The sequence below is a fragment of the Streptomyces sp. NPDC005302 genome, assembly GCF_040607345.1.
GTDB lineage: Bacteria > Actinomycetota > Actinomycetes > Streptomycetales > Streptomycetaceae > Streptomyces.
The window spans coordinates 141,845-155,359 of the sequence record NZ_JBEXGN010000002.1 but is presented as its reverse complement, the minus strand read 5'-3'; the positions used below and the strand labels follow the sequence as shown (position 1 = coordinate 155,359).

Genomic DNA, 13,515 nt, shown 5'->3' with positions numbered 1-13,515 from the left:
AATCGCCCAGCCCGAAGGCCGGACACCCCCTGGAACCCGTCGTCCGGTCCAGGCCCTACCCCCTTCCGTACAACTCCTCGTACGACGGCCACGCCCCGCCCGGTCCGTCCACCGGACCGGCGGCGCGCACGGCCCGCACGATGGCGCGCGTCACCAGGTCCGCGCCCGCCGCGAGGATCTCGTTCAACGCGAGCGGGTTCCCGGCGTCGAGCGGGACGCCGCCCGTGGCCAGCGCGAACACCGTGTCCCCGTCGTTCAGCAGATGCACCGGCCGCACGGCGCGGGCGATCCCGTCGTGCGCCGTGCCCGCGAGCTTCTGCGCCTGCGCGCGCGTCAGGTCGGCGTCGGTCGCGACCACGGCCAGCGTGGTGTTCAGCGGCGGCGGCGCGTTCTTCGCCGCGGACTCGGCGAGCCGCCGCCGAGCGGCCGCGTGCACCGGCGCGGCCGGATACGCCGCACGTCCCCCCATCAACTCCCCGTACAACGCGCCCGTCTCCGGTTCCATCACCGAGCCGGCCGCGTTGGCCACCACCAGCGCGCCGACCGTGATGCCGGACCCCAGCACGACACTCGCCGTCCCGACCCCGCCCTTCATCTCCCCGACCACCGCTCCCGTCCCCGCGCCCACCCCTCCCTCGGGCACCTCGGCGCCCGGCTCGCTCGCGTCCGCCGCCTCGACCGCGGCCCGCCCGGTGGCGGCGTCCGGCCGGCACCGGAAACCCCCGCCCCGGCCCAGATCGAAGACGCAGGCCGCGGGCACGACCGGTACGACGTGCAGCGGGTCGGGCCCCACCCGGACCCCGCGCCCGCGCTCCTCCAGCCAGGCCATCACGCCCGACGCCGCGTCCAGCCCGTAGGCGCTGCCGCCGGTCAGCACCACCGCCTCGACCCTCTGCACGAGGTTGCGGGGATCGAGCGCGTCGGTCTCCTTGGTGCCGGGCCCGCCGCCCCGCACGTCCACGGCGGCGACCGCACCGCCCTCGGGGGCGAGCACGACCGTCGTCCCCGTGAGCCACCCGTCGCCGGTACGCGTCGCGTGTCCCACCCGAAGACCGGCCACATCCGTCAGAGCGTCAACTGTCATGCGCCCAGTGTTCCCCGGCCCCGGCCCCGCGCAGCCGCACCGGGGGACCTCGACTCCCGCGCGGCTACGCGCCCACCGTCGCCTCGCGCGCCACCATCCGCGCCGACAGCGCCACGCCCAGCGCCACGGCCAGCGCCGTGACGACGCCCGCGGCGGGCACCGCCCAGTCGCCGAGGAAGGTGCACAGGATGACCAGCAGGGCGGTGGTCGGCAGGACGAGCTGCTGACCGATGCCCACCTTGAAGTAGCGGGAGTGCAGCACCCACACGGCGAGGAAGTACAGCGCGGTCGGCAGCGTCACCGCGGCGGACGCGGCGAGGGTCGAGATATGCGCGGTGCCGACCGCCTGCTCGACCGCAACCTCCAGGCCGGCCCCGATCGCGGCGGCCGACGCGAAGATCAGATAGTGCCCGTACCCCCACAGGAACGCCTGGCCGCTGGTCCGCAGGTGACCGTGGATCGGCACCACGAAGTAGATCCACCACGCGGAGAACACGATCAGCAGCCCGCCCGCCGCGATCGGCAGCAGCTCACCCAGCGCGTCGTGCTCGTCCACCGCGGACTTCACCGCGACCGTGGCCGCGGCGATCGTCTCGCCCAGCACGATGATCGTGAACAGCCCGAACCGCTCGGAGATGTGGTGCGGGTGCCAGGACGTCGGATGGTCCTTCTCCGCGAACAGGGGGACGCACAACTCGGCGATCGCCACGACGAGGAACACCCACGGGCGGGCCGCCTCGGGCGCGAGCACCAGGCCGAGCCAGCCGACCTGGCAGAGCAGCACGCCGCCCGCGTACCGCAGGGCCATCGTTCTTTCGGCGCCCTCCGTGGACCGCGCCACCCGCAGCCACTGCGTGATCAGTGCGAACCGCATGATCACGTAGCCGATCCAGACGACCATGAAGTCGTGGCTCTCGAAGGCCTTCGAGACCCCGGCGGCGAGCACCAGCACGCCCGCGATCTGCACCAGGGTGACGATCCGGTAGAGCACGTCGTCGTTGTCGTACGCCGACGCGAACCAGCTGAAGTTCATCCACGCCCACCAGATGGCGAAAAAGATCATCGCGTAGTTGAGGATGCCCTTGCCCGCGTGTCCCTCCGCCACGGAGTGCACCAGCTCGGCGCCGGCCTGCGAGATGGCCACCACGAAACACAGGTCGAAGAAGAGCTCCAGCGGTGACGCCACCCGGTGCGCCTCTTCGCGCCCGCGGGCGGTCATTCTGCGCAGGGGACGACGGCTCGCGGGCCGTGCCGCCGCGGTGGACTCGGGAGTGGAACGGGAGGTCATGCGGCCAAGCACAGCAGAAAAGCGCCGCGAATTGGTGTGAAGACGATCTCGGGTGGCCGTGGCGCCGAAGTCCCCCGGGCGGCTTCGCGCCGGACCCCTGCCGCCCGCGACGTACTCTGGAGGCATGAGTGACGCCCCCGCCTCCGAACCGTGCGATCCGAAGCCGGCGCTGGTCTTCGACGACCCGCTGAGCCAGCAGTCCTCGGACGACACGGACCGCGGATGGGGAGAGCAGGCCGACAGCACCGGTGACAGTGCCGCCGACCTGAAGCGCTTCCTCGACGAGAAGCCGCCCCACCACATCTGAGCGCGGCCCCAGGGGCCCGCCGTCAGCTTTCGCGGTGGCCGTTGCCCCGCTGCGCGACCAGCGCGTCGCGGATCTCCTTGAGCACCTCCAGCTCGGTCAAGTCCATGACCTCCTGGGTGCTCTCCTTCGCCTTCTGACGGGCGGCCTGCCGGGCCAGGAACTTGGCCATCGGCAGGACCATCAGGAAGTACACGACGGCGGCCGTGATCACGAAGCTGAGCGTGGCCCCCAGCACCGAACCCCACATGATGCGGATGCCCTCGGCGGTGTCGCCGGTGCCGGTGCACGGGTCCTGCAGACAAGAGCTGTAGTTGTCGAGGTTCTTCGTCCCGATCGCCCCGACCACCGGGTTGATGATGCCCTTCACCACGGAGTTGACGATGTTGGTGAAGGCTGCGCCGATGACCACGGCGACGGCCAGGTCGATGACGTTGCCGCGCATCAGGAAGGCCTTGAAGCCCTCCCAGACGCCGGGCTGCTGCTTCTCGCTCACCAGGAGGCCCCTCTGCACAAGTCGTGGAACAAGCAGCTCCGAAACCTACGGCAGGGCCTGCCGGTGGTGTCCAATTGGGGCGCTCCAACGAGGGACTTGGCATGGTTTCTCCCCTCATCGCAACGTCACCGCCAGCCGTGACGTCGTGCCCGCGCCGGCCAGCCGCACGGCCGTCGGGCGGGGTACGGCGAGGACCACCAGCGCCCCTGTCTCGGTGGCGCCGACGTCCGGCACCTCGGTGACACGCGCACCGGTCGCCACCACCCGCACCGCGCCACCGCTGTCCGCGGCCACCACGTCCACGCGGTCGCCGGGGTGCAGCAGCCCGACCGTCGCACCGTCGGCGATCCGGACGGGAGCCGTCACGGTCCGCACGGGGCGCGTCACGGGTGTGCGCGCGGGGCCGGATCCGGCGGCGGTGGGGGCGACACCGGCGGCCGGAGTGGGCACCGGGTGTCCGCGCGCCCCTTCGGCGTCCTGCGGGCCGGCCGCCACGAGCGCGGCCGCCGTCATCGCCAGGCCCGCGGCGATCGCCCGCCTCCGGTGCCGCACGAGACGCCGCAGCCGGTACCGCCCGCCGCGCACATGGACCGGCGCGAAGAGCGGCACGGCGCACGTCGGAGGAGCGTCCGTGCCGGGTGGACGGTCGAGTCCCGTGTGCTGTTCCCGCGAAGGGCGTTGGCGGCGGGGCGGTGCGGGTTGCTGTGGCCGCGGATGGAGTGCTGCCGTCTGCTGTGACCGCGGCGGGAGTTGGGTTTGCGGGACGGGCTGAACGGGGCGGGTGTACTGAGCCATGGAGACCACCACCTGTGACGAGGGACCGGCTTGCGATCCCACGATGAGGCCTCGCGACGGTGCCCGCCGGAGCCGGTGGACCGTCGACGGATTGTGGACAACTCCCTCACCCGAACGGGACGTTCCGCCCCGCCCGCTTCACTCCGGCTCGACCCGCCCGCACCACTCCCGCTCGCCCCGTGCCGCCCCACCCCGCACCACTCCGGCCCCGCACCACTCCGCCCGGGCCCGTCCGCCACCAGCCCCCAAGCGGCACCCCGGCAAGATCCGCCCCGAAGGACCTGAAGGACCTGAAGGACCCGAAGGCCCCGAAGGCCCCGCGGCGCCTACGGCAGGTCGAACCCCGGGTCCATCCCGCCCAGGGCCGTCGTGCACAGGCAGTCCCGTGCGCCGTTCTCCGGGAGCCCCGCGACCGCGTCGAAGAGCACGCCCCGCAGCCGGTCCACGTTCGCCGCGAACACCTTCAGCACGTCGTCGTGGGAGACACCCTCGCCGCTCTCGGCGCCCGCGTCCAGGTCGGTGACCAGCGTCAACGACGTGTAGCAGAGCTCCAGCTCGCGGGCGAGCGCCGCCTCCGGGTGCCCGGTCATGCCGACCACCGACCAGCCCTGTGCCTGGTGCCAGAGGGACTCGGCCCGGGTCGAGAATCGGGGACCCTCCACGACGACGAGCGTGCCGCCGTCCACCGGTTCCCAGTTCCGGCCGCGGGCGGCCTCCAGGGCGACCTCGCGGCCGACAGGGCAGTAGGGGTCGGCGAGTGACACGTGCACCACGTTCGGCACGGAGCCGCCCGGCAGCGGCAGCCCGTCGAAGTAGGACTGGGCCCGCGACTTCGTACGGTCCACGAACTGGTCCGGGACGAGCAGGGTGCCCGGCCCGTACTCCTGGCGCAGACCGCCCACCGCGCAGGGCCCGAGGATCTGACGCGCGCCGACGGAACGCAGCGCCCACAGGTTGGCCCGGTAGTTGATGCGGTGCGGCGGCAGATGGTGGCCGCGGCCGTGGCGGGGGAGGAACGCGACGCGCCGGCCGGCGATCTCGCCGAGGAACAGGGAGTCGCTGGGAGGGCCGTAAGGGGTGTCGACCTGGAGTTCGGTCACGTCGTCGAGGAAGGAGTAGAAGCCCGAGCCGCCGATGACACCGATCTCGGCGCGGCTCGTCGCGTGCTCCGCGGCCGGCCTCTGTGGGTTGTCCGTATTCGCCATGGACCGCACCCTAGGGCCTGTCGTCCGGATCGGGCCGACAGGGCCTACGGGGCCGGGGGAACGCCGAAGACCCCGTCGTCACAGGGCGACGGGGTCGGGCGTGAACGAGCCTGGAAAAAGCCTCACGGGGCCGGGGCGGTCGCCCTGGCCGGCCGCGGAGGTCCTAGGCGGCGGAGCTGCCGGCCGAGCCGGAGCCCGACGACTTCGCGTCCGAGGACGACGAGGGCGACGAGCCGGACGTCGACTTCGCGTCGGACGACGCCGCGGTGGACGTCGACGGCTTGGACGCGGGCGAGCTGCTCGACGAGGAGCCGCGGCTGTCATTGCGGTAGAAGCCGGAGCCCTTGAAGACAATGCCGACGGCCGAGAACACCTTCTTCAGGCGGCCACTGCAGTTGGGGCACTCGGTCAGGGCATCGTCGGTGAACTTCTGCACCGCCTCGAGGCCCTCGCCGCATTCGGTGCACTGGTACTGGTAGGTCGGCACTTGTCTTCCTCCTGGCACTCTCACTCAATGAGTGCTAACGACGGTCCATAGTGACGTATTCCGCGGGATCAGTCCACTGTCACCGGCACTCGGTGACCGACGCCACGTGCGACCGTCCTGCTCGGGGCGCTCGTGGAGAGACGTGACCGCAGGGTCAGGAGTGTCGCCAGCGCAAGGACCGTACCGGCCATCGGCACCAGGAAGCCGGCGCCGTCCCAGGCGTGGTCCTCCAGCTGGCCGGCGACCGTGACAGCCGCCGCCTGGCCGAGCGCGACCGCGCCGGTGAGCCAGGTGAAGGCCTCGGTGCGGGCGCCCTGCGGGACCAGACTCTCGACCAGGGTGTAGCCGGTGATCAGGGCCGGGGCGATGCACATGCCGACCAGCAGGCCGATGCCCGAGAGCACGATCACGGAGTGCGCGGCCCACAGTCCGGAGGCGGTCAGCGCGAGGGCGGCGTACCCGACGAGGAGCCGCCGCTGCGGGGCGATCTTCCAGGCGACGGCGCCGCAGACGATGCCGGAGACCATGTTGCCCGCCGCGAAGACGCCGTACAGGACGCCGTTCAGGCCGGGCTCGCCGATCGACTCGCTGAACGCGGCCAGGGAGACCTGCATGCCTCCGAAGACGGAGCCGATGCCCAGGAACGTCACGATGAGGACGCGCACCCCGGGGACGCGCAGCGCGGAACCGTGCTCCACGCGCGTGTGCCGGTCGGCGGAGACGGAGGGCTGGGTGCTCCTCTGTGCGGCGAACAGCAGGCCGCCGACGAGGGTCAGCGAGGCCTCCGTGAGCAGGCCCGCGGCGGGGTTGACGCCCGTGCACAGGGCGGTGGCGAGCAGCGGGCCGAAGACGAAGGTGAGTTCGTCGGTGACGGACTCGAAGGCGGCCGCGGTCGTCATCAGGGGGGAGCCCTGGAGCTTCACGCCCCAGCGGGCCCGGACCATGGGGCCGACCTGCGGAACCGAGGCGCCGGTGGGTACGGCGGCGGCGAAGAGCGCCCACAGCGGGGCGTCCGCCAGTGCCAGCGCGGTCAGGGAGAGGCCTGCCACGGCGTGCACGAGGACGCCGGGCAGCAGAACGGCCCGCTGCCCGTGGCGGTCGGCCAGCCGCCCGGTGAAGGGCGCGAAGAGGGCCATGGCGACGCCGGTGACGGCGGCGACGGCGCCGGCCGCCCCGTACGAGCCGGTGGTGTGCTGCACGAGCAGCACGATGGAGATCGTCAGCATGGCGAAGGGCTGCCGTGCGGCGAATCCGGGGAGCAGGAACGTCCAGGCGCCGCGGGTGCGCAGCAGCTGTCCGTATCCAGGACGGGAGGTGACCGTGGATGCCACGGCCCGTGCCTTTCTGCCGCCTGGTAGCGCGCCCGTGCGGGGGCGCCGAGAGCTGTCCTCTTGCGCGGATCTGCGGTAGATACCGGCGTCCTCGGCAGGAGGGCGTCACGGCCGCCATACGGTCGCGCCAGCTCTGCGTCAGGCAGAGTTGGTCCGATCTAGGTGTGCCTTCATCCTACAGGGGCGGGCACCCCCCTTGCCTGTGAAAGGGAGCACCGTAGCGGCGCGCGCCTGGGAATGCCCACTGCCCCCTGTTGTCCCGTTAAAGGCCCTTCTGGTGGGCCGTGTGGCCGCGCTGGTTCTCGGTGGCGACCTCGCCGGTGCCCAGCCAGCCGGCCAGCTTGCCGCCCTGGCCCACCGCGCGGAGCCGCTTCTCGGCCGCGTCGCGGACCGGGTCGGTGGCGACCACGAGCAGTTCGTCGCCGAGCCGCAGCACCGTCGTGGGCATGGGGACGAAGGACTTCCCCTCCCGTACGACGAGGGTGACCGCGGCGCCCGGGGGCATCCGCAGCTCGCCCACCTCGACGCCGTGCATCCGGGACCCCTCGGGGACGGAGACCGACAGCAGGTGGCCGCGCAGCCGTTCCAGGGGCGCCGACTCGATGCCGAGGTCGGCGGCGCCGGGGGGTGCTCCGAGCCGGAGTTTGCGGGCCAGCCAGGGCAGGGTGGGGCCCTGGACGAGGGTGTAGACGACGACCAGGACGAAGACGATGTTGAAGATCCGCCGGCTGTCCGAGACGCCGTTCACCATGGGGATGGTCGCCAGGATGATGGGCACGGCGCCGCGCAGGCCCGCCCAGGAGAGCAGGGTCTGTTCCTGCCAGGGCATGCGGAAGGGCGCCAGGCTGACGATGACGCTGAGGGGCCGCGCCACCATCGTGAGCACCAGGCCGACGAGGAGCGCGGGCACGACGTCGTCGCCCATCTCGTGCGGTGTGACCAGCAGGCCGAGCAGGACGAACATGCCGATCTGGGCGATCCAGCCGAGCCCCTCGGCGAAGCCGCGGGTGGCGGGCCAGTGCGGGAGCTTCGCGTTGCCGAGCAGCATGGAGGCCAGGTAGACGGCGAGGAACCCACTGCCGTGCGCGAGTGCTCCGGCGGCGTAGGCGACGACGGCGATGGCCATGACGGCGATCGGGTACAGGCCGGAGGCGGGGAGCGCCACGTGCCGCAGTCCGAAGGCGCCGAGCCAGCCGACCGCGATCCCGATGGCGGCGCCGATCGCGAGTTCCAGGGCTATCTCACCCACCAGTACGTACCAGTGCTCCACCGGTCCGGCGGTGGAGAACGCGACGACGAGGATGACCACCGGGGCGTCGTTGAACCCGGACTCGGCCTCCAGGATGCCCGTCACGCGCGCGGGCAGCGGGATCTTCCGCAGGACGGAGAAGACCGCCGCGGCGTCCGTCGAGGACACCACCGCCCCGACGATGAGGGCCTGCCGCCAGTCAAGGTCGATCAGGTAGTGCGCCGCCGTCGCGGTGACGCCGACGCTCACCGCGACACCCACCAGTGCCAGCGAGGAGGCCGCCGGCAGGGCCGGCTTGATCTCCTTCCACTTCGTGCCGAGTCCGCCCTCGGCCAGGATCACGACCAGGGCCGCGTATCCGATGACCTGGGTCAGTTCGGCGTTGTTGAAGTGGACGTCGCCGACGCCGTCCTGGCCCATGGCGACGCCGATCCCCAGGTACACGAGCAGGGTGGGGAGCCCGCTGCGTGAGGAGATCCGGACCGCCGCGACGGCGACGAGCAGGACGAGCGCGCATACGAGCAGGAGCTGGTTGAGGTGGTGGACAGTCAGGGGCTGTTTCCTTTCTCGCCGATCCGGTCCCGCCGGGACGAGTACGCGGATCCGAGCACCGGAAGCCGGGTACTTCAGTGCAAGTACTTCGTTACCTTACCTAACTCTTGACGCTTTCTTGACGTTCCGGGAGGCAAGATCGAACGCTCGTGCTTCCCGGTTCCCCACTCCGCGTCAAGGCGCGGTTGGCCCTGCGCCTATGGTTGCTCCAGCACTCCAGGACCGCCTGCCGCTCGCGTTAGGACAGCAAGGACAGCGATGCCCCCCAACACCACCGCCTCTTCCGGCCAAAAGCCCGGCAAGTCCGGCAGGAAGAAGGGGCGCAAAGCCCGACTGTTCTTGATTGTCCTGGTTCTTGCCATCATCGGGGGCATCGCCTTCGGCGCGTACTGGAGCGTCAGCACCGTGCGCGCCTCCTTCCCGCAGACCAAGGGCTCCATAAAGCTCGACGGTCTCTCGGGCCCGGTGGACGTGAAGCGCGACGGCAACGGGATCCCCCAGGTCTACGCCTCGTCCGACGAGGACCTGTTCATGGCCCAGGGCTTCGTCCAGGCGCAGGACCGGTTCTACGAGATGGACGTGCGCCGCCACATGACCTCGGGTCGGCTGTCCGAGATGTTCGGCAGCGGGCAGGTCAAGAACGACGAGTTCCTGCGCACCCTCGGCTGGGACCGGGTGGCGCAGAAGGAGTACGACACCAAGCTGTCGGCCTCCACCAAGAAGTACCTTCAGGCGTACGCCAAGGGAGTCAACGCCTACCTGAAGGGCAAGGACGGCAAGGACATCTCCCTGGAGTACGCCGCCCTCGGCTTCAGCAACGACTACTCGCCCAAGCAGTGGACCCCGGTCGACTCCGTGGCCTGGCTCAAGGCGATGGCCTGGGACCTGCGCGGCAACATGCAGGACGAGATCGACCGCTCTCTGATGACGAGCCGGCTCGGCCCGAAGCAGATCGCCGACCTCTACCCGGAGTACCCCTACAGCCGGAACAAGGCGATCGTCCAGGAGGGCGCGTACGACAGCGTCTCCGGGACGTACTCCCCGGCCGGCACCGCCTCGGGCTCGGCGTCCACGGCGGGCACGGGGCTCGCGGGCAACACCGAGGCGCCCTCCGGGTTCCAGAGCCAGCTCTCGGGCCTCTACGACGTCCTCGACAACGTGCCCACCGCCGTCGGCGTCAACGGCAACGGCATCGGCTCCAACTCCTGGGTCGTCTCGGGCAGCCACACCATCACCGGCAAGCCGCTGCTCGCCAACGACCCGCACCTGTCGGCCTCGCTGCCCTCGGTCTGGTACCAGATGGGCCTGCACTGCACGTCGCTCTCCGCCAAGTGCCAGTACGACGTCGCCGGCTACACCTTCGCGGGGATGCCCGGCGTGGTCATCGGCCACAACCAGGACATCGCCTGGGGCATGACCAACTCCGGGGTCGACGTCACCGACCTCTACCTGGAGAAGATCACCGGCGAGGGCTACACGTACGACGGCAAGGTGCTGCCCTTCACCACCCGCAAGGAGACCATCAAGGTCGCGGGCGCTGCGAGCAAGACGATCGTCGTCCGGTCGACCGAGGACGGCATGCCACTGCTCTCCGACCGTGACGACGAACTGGTCAAGGTCGGCAAGAAGGCCACCGTCGACTCCGGGGCGCCCGACCGCGGGGACGGCTACGCGATCGCGCTGCGCTGGACCGCGCTGAACCCCGGCAACTCGATGGACGCCGTCTTCGAGATGGACAAGGCGTCGGACTGGACCGAGTTCCGCAAGGCATCCACGTCCTTCGACGTGCCCTCGCAGAACCTCGTGTACGCCGACACCGAGGGCAATATCGGCTACCAGCTGCCCGGCAAAATCCCCACCCGCGCCGAGGGCGACGACGGTTCGCTCCCCTCGCCCGGCTGGGAGTCCAAGTACCGCTGGACCGGCTACATCAAGCAGTCCGCGCTGCCCTACGAGTACAACCCGAAGCGCGGCTACATCGTCACCGCGAACCAGGCGGTCGTCGACAAGGACAAGTACCCCTACACGCTGACCACGGACTGGGGTTACGGCACGCGCAGTCAGCGGATCAACGACCTGATCGAGTCGAAGATCAACGGCGGGGGCAAGATCTCCACCGACGACATGCGGCAGATGCAGCTCGACAACAGCAGCGAGATCGCCAAGCTGATCGTGCCGAAGCTGCTCAAGATCGACGTGGCCGACAAGGACGTCCGCCAGGCGCAGAAGCTCCTGGAGGGCTGGGACTACACCCAGGACTCCGACTCCGCGGCGGCCGCCTACTTCAACGCCACCTGGCGCAACATCCTCAAGCTCGCCTTCGGCAACAAGCTGCCCAAGGAACTGCGGGTCAAGGGCCAGTGCCTGAACGTCGACCGGGTCGACACCACGGGTCCCGCGGACGAGGACCAGAAGGTGCGCGAGTGCGGCGAGCGCGACGCGGACCAGGCGCAGCCGGACGGCGGCGACCGCTGGTTCGAGGTCGTCCGCAAGATCATGAACGACGAGAAGAACGACTGGTGGAAGCTGCCCAAGACGCGCACCCAGAAGGCGACCGACACCCGGGACGAGCTGTTCGGACGCGCCATGCGGGACGCCCGCTGGGAGCTGACCGCCAAGCTCGGCAAGGACATCGACACCTGGAGCTGGGGCAGGCTGCACCGCCTGTTCCTGAAGAACCAGACCCTCGGTACCGAAGGCCCCCGTTTCCTCCAGTACATGCTCAACCGCGGCCCCTGGAAGCTCGGCGGCGGCGAGGCGACGGTCAACGCGACCGGCTGGAACGCGGCGGGCGGCTACGGAGTGGTGTGGGTCCCCTCGATGCGGATGGTCGTGAACCTCGGCGACCTCGACAAGTCGAAGTGGATCAACCTGTCGGGAGCCAGCGGGCACGCCTACAGCGCGCACTACACGGACCAGACGGATCTCTGGGCCAAGGGCGAACTCCTGCCCTGGGCGTTCTCGGAGAAGGCCGTCGGCAAGAGGACGAGCGACACCCTCGTCCTCGAACCCTGACAGCTCCAGTAGCACGCGGGGTGTGACACCCCGCGTGCTGCCCGGCCGAAGTGGCCCTCCACGCACGCGTGGAGGGCCACTTCGCGTTCCGGGGCGGGTCAGCGGAAGCGCCGCACCCCGGAGGGGGTCACCACCGCGTGGACGGGCCGGTCGTGGGCCTGCGCCGGTACCCGCTCGACGACTTCGGCGTCGTACAGGAGCACCACCAGCGCGGGATCGGCGTCCGCCCGCTCCAGGCGGGCCAGGACGCGGTCGTAGGAGCCCCCGCCGCGGCCCAGCCGCATCCCGCGCCCGTCGACGGCGAGACCGGGGAGCAGGACCACGTCCGCGCCGCGGACGGCGTCCGGGCCCAACCGCTCGCCCACGGGCTCCAGAAGGGCCATTCTCGCGCCGTGCCGGACCGGGGCGAGGGAGCCGGCCCCCTCGTACGCGCCCCAGTCCAGGTCGTTGTCCGGCAGCAGGACCGGAAGCAGCACCCGCACCCCGCGCGCGTGGAGCGCGTCCAGGAGCGCGAGGGTGCCGGGCTCGCTCCCCACGGAGACGTACGCCGCCACCGAGCGCGCGTGCGCCAGTTCGGGCAGCTCCAGGGCCCGGACGGCGAGCGCGGCGGCGGACTTCCGCACGTCATCGTCCGTCAACCCGCTTCTCACCGACAGGAACCCTCGGCGCAACATTCGCTTCGTAGGGTCCGGTTCGGGTCCCAGGTCGCTCACAGGTCGCTCCCGTAGTCTTCTCAATGCGCTCATATGAGAGCGAATTAACCGGAGCCACAGATTCAGCACATAGCCACCGGATATGGTTCTGGCATGACTGAGTCGCACCCCAGGATCAGTAAGGCTGTCATTCCCGCGGCAGGCCTCGGCACCCGGTTCCTGCCGGCCACCAAAGCCACTCCCAAGGAGATGCTGCCGGTCGTCGACAAGCCGGCGATCCAGTACGTGGTCGAAGAGGCCGCGTCGGCGGGTCTTGACGACGTCCTGATGATCACCGGCCGCAACAAGCGTCCGCTCGAGGACCACTTCGACCGCAACTACGAGCTCGAATCGGCGCTCCAGAAGAAGGGCGACGCCGGCCGGCTCGCCAAGGTCCAGGAGTCCAGCGACCTCGCGACCATGCACTACGTGCGCCAGGGCGACCCCAAGGGGCTCGGTCACGCCGTGCTCTGCGCCGCCCCGCACGTGGGCCACGAACCCTTCGCCGTCCTCCTCGGCGACGACCTGATCGACCCGCGCGACCCCCTGCTGGCCCGCATGGTCCAGGTCCAGGAGCAGCACGGCGGCAGCGTCATCGCCCTCATGGAGGTCGCGCCCGAGCAGATCCACCTCTACGGCTGCGCCGCCGTCGAACCCACGGGCGAGGGCGACCTCGTGAAGGTGACCGGCCTGGTCGAGAAGCCCGACGCGGCCGACGCGCCCAGCAACTACGCCATCATCGGCCGCTACGTCCTCGACCCCCACATCTTCGACATACTGCGCAAGACCGAGCCCGGCCGCGGCGGCGAGATCCAGCTCACCGACGCCCTCCAGCAGCTCGCCTCCGACGAGAAGGTCGGCGGCCCCGTGCACGGCGTCGTCTTCAAGGGCCGCCGCTATGACACCGGCGACCGTGGCGACTACCTGCGTGCCATTGTCAGACTCGCGTGCGAACGTGAAGACCTGGGACCGGACTTCCGGACCTGGCTTCGAAGTTACGTAGCCGAGGAGATGTAG

The 13,515-nt window shown here is 70.7% G+C and carries 12 protein-coding genes; 3 read left to right on the top strand and 9 right to left on the bottom strand.

What is annotated here, in order from left to right:
• Positions 1-55 precede the first annotated feature (55 nt).
• Positions 56-1,084: a P1 family peptidase gene (locus tag ABZT74_RS03065; RefSeq protein WP_355882965.1), complete on the bottom strand. Its 1,029-nt coding sequence runs from the start codon at positions 1,082-1,084 to the stop codon at positions 56-58.
• A 64-nt stretch (positions 1,085-1,148) separates the two neighbouring features.
• Positions 1,149-2,372 (bottom strand): low temperature requirement protein A, encoded by a 1,224-nt coding sequence (locus tag ABZT74_RS03060; protein WP_356433156.1) that lies wholly within the window; start codon positions 2,370-2,372, stop codon positions 1,149-1,151.
• A 124-nt stretch (positions 2,373-2,496) separates the two neighbouring features.
• Here ABZT74_RS03060 and ABZT74_RS03055 point away from each other — a divergent pair, with 124 nt between their 5' ends.
• Entirely contained in the window at positions 2,497-2,679 is a 183-nt protein-coding gene (locus tag ABZT74_RS03055; protein WP_356433154.1) for a hypothetical protein, read from the top strand.
• Between the two features lie 22 nt (positions 2,680-2,701).
• Here the strand turns inward: ABZT74_RS03055 and mscL are convergent, their stop codons facing one another.
• The 6 genes from mscL to ABZT74_RS03025 form a co-directional block, all read right to left on the bottom strand.
• Positions 2,702-3,172: a large conductance mechanosensitive channel protein MscL gene (mscL, locus tag ABZT74_RS03050; protein WP_356433152.1), complete on the bottom strand. Its 471-nt coding sequence runs from the start codon at positions 3,170-3,172 to the stop codon at positions 2,702-2,704.
• A 114-nt stretch (positions 3,173-3,286) separates the two neighbouring features.
• The gene (locus ABZT74_RS03045; RefSeq protein ID WP_356433150.1) at positions 3,287-3,781 is read right to left on the bottom strand and encodes a hypothetical protein; all 495 of its coding nucleotides are present in this window, start codon (positions 3,779-3,781) and stop codon (positions 3,287-3,289) included.
• Between the two features lie 512 nt (positions 3,782-4,293).
• Positions 4,294-5,172, bottom strand: a complete 879-nt coding sequence (locus ABZT74_RS03040; protein ID WP_356433148.1) for an S-methyl-5'-thioadenosine phosphorylase — start codon at positions 5,170-5,172, stop codon at positions 4,294-4,296.
• A 163-nt stretch (positions 5,173-5,335) separates the two neighbouring features.
• Positions 5,336-5,659 carry an FmdB family zinc ribbon protein gene (locus ABZT74_RS03035; protein WP_356433146.1) on the bottom strand — a complete coding sequence of 108 codons (324 nt, stop codon included), beginning with the start codon at positions 5,657-5,659 and terminating at the stop codon, positions 5,336-5,338.
• A gap of 68 nt (positions 5,660-5,727) precedes the next feature.
• Positions 5,728-6,990: an MFS transporter gene (locus ABZT74_RS03030; RefSeq protein WP_356433144.1), complete on the bottom strand. Its 1,263-nt coding sequence runs from the start codon at positions 6,988-6,990 to the stop codon at positions 5,728-5,730.
• A 262-nt stretch (positions 6,991-7,252) separates the two neighbouring features.
• A complete protein-coding gene (locus ABZT74_RS03025) occupies positions 7,253-8,842 on the bottom strand; it encodes a potassium/proton antiporter (RefSeq protein ID WP_356433380.1) in 1,590 nt (529 codons plus the stop codon).
• 207 nt (positions 8,843-9,049) lie between these two features.
• Here ABZT74_RS03025 and ABZT74_RS03020 point away from each other — a divergent pair, with 207 nt between their 5' ends.
• Positions 9,050-11,806, top strand: coding sequence for a penicillin acylase family protein (locus ABZT74_RS03020; protein WP_356433142.1), 2,757 nt, complete (start codon positions 9,050-9,052; stop codon positions 11,804-11,806).
• Positions 11,807-11,904: 98 nt separating this feature from the next.
• Here ABZT74_RS03020 and ABZT74_RS03015 read toward each other — a convergent pair whose 3' ends face one another.
• Entirely contained in the window at positions 11,905-12,480 is a 576-nt protein-coding gene (locus ABZT74_RS03015) for a 5-formyltetrahydrofolate cyclo-ligase (protein ID WP_356172398.1), read from the bottom strand.
• A gap of 132 nt (positions 12,481-12,612) precedes the next feature.
• On the opposite strand from ABZT74_RS03015, the gene galU reads away from it, so the two are divergent.
• Complete coding sequence (gene galU, locus ABZT74_RS03010) at positions 12,613-13,515, top strand: UTP--glucose-1-phosphate uridylyltransferase GalU (protein WP_356172395.1); 903 nt, start codon at positions 12,613-12,615, stop codon at positions 13,513-13,515.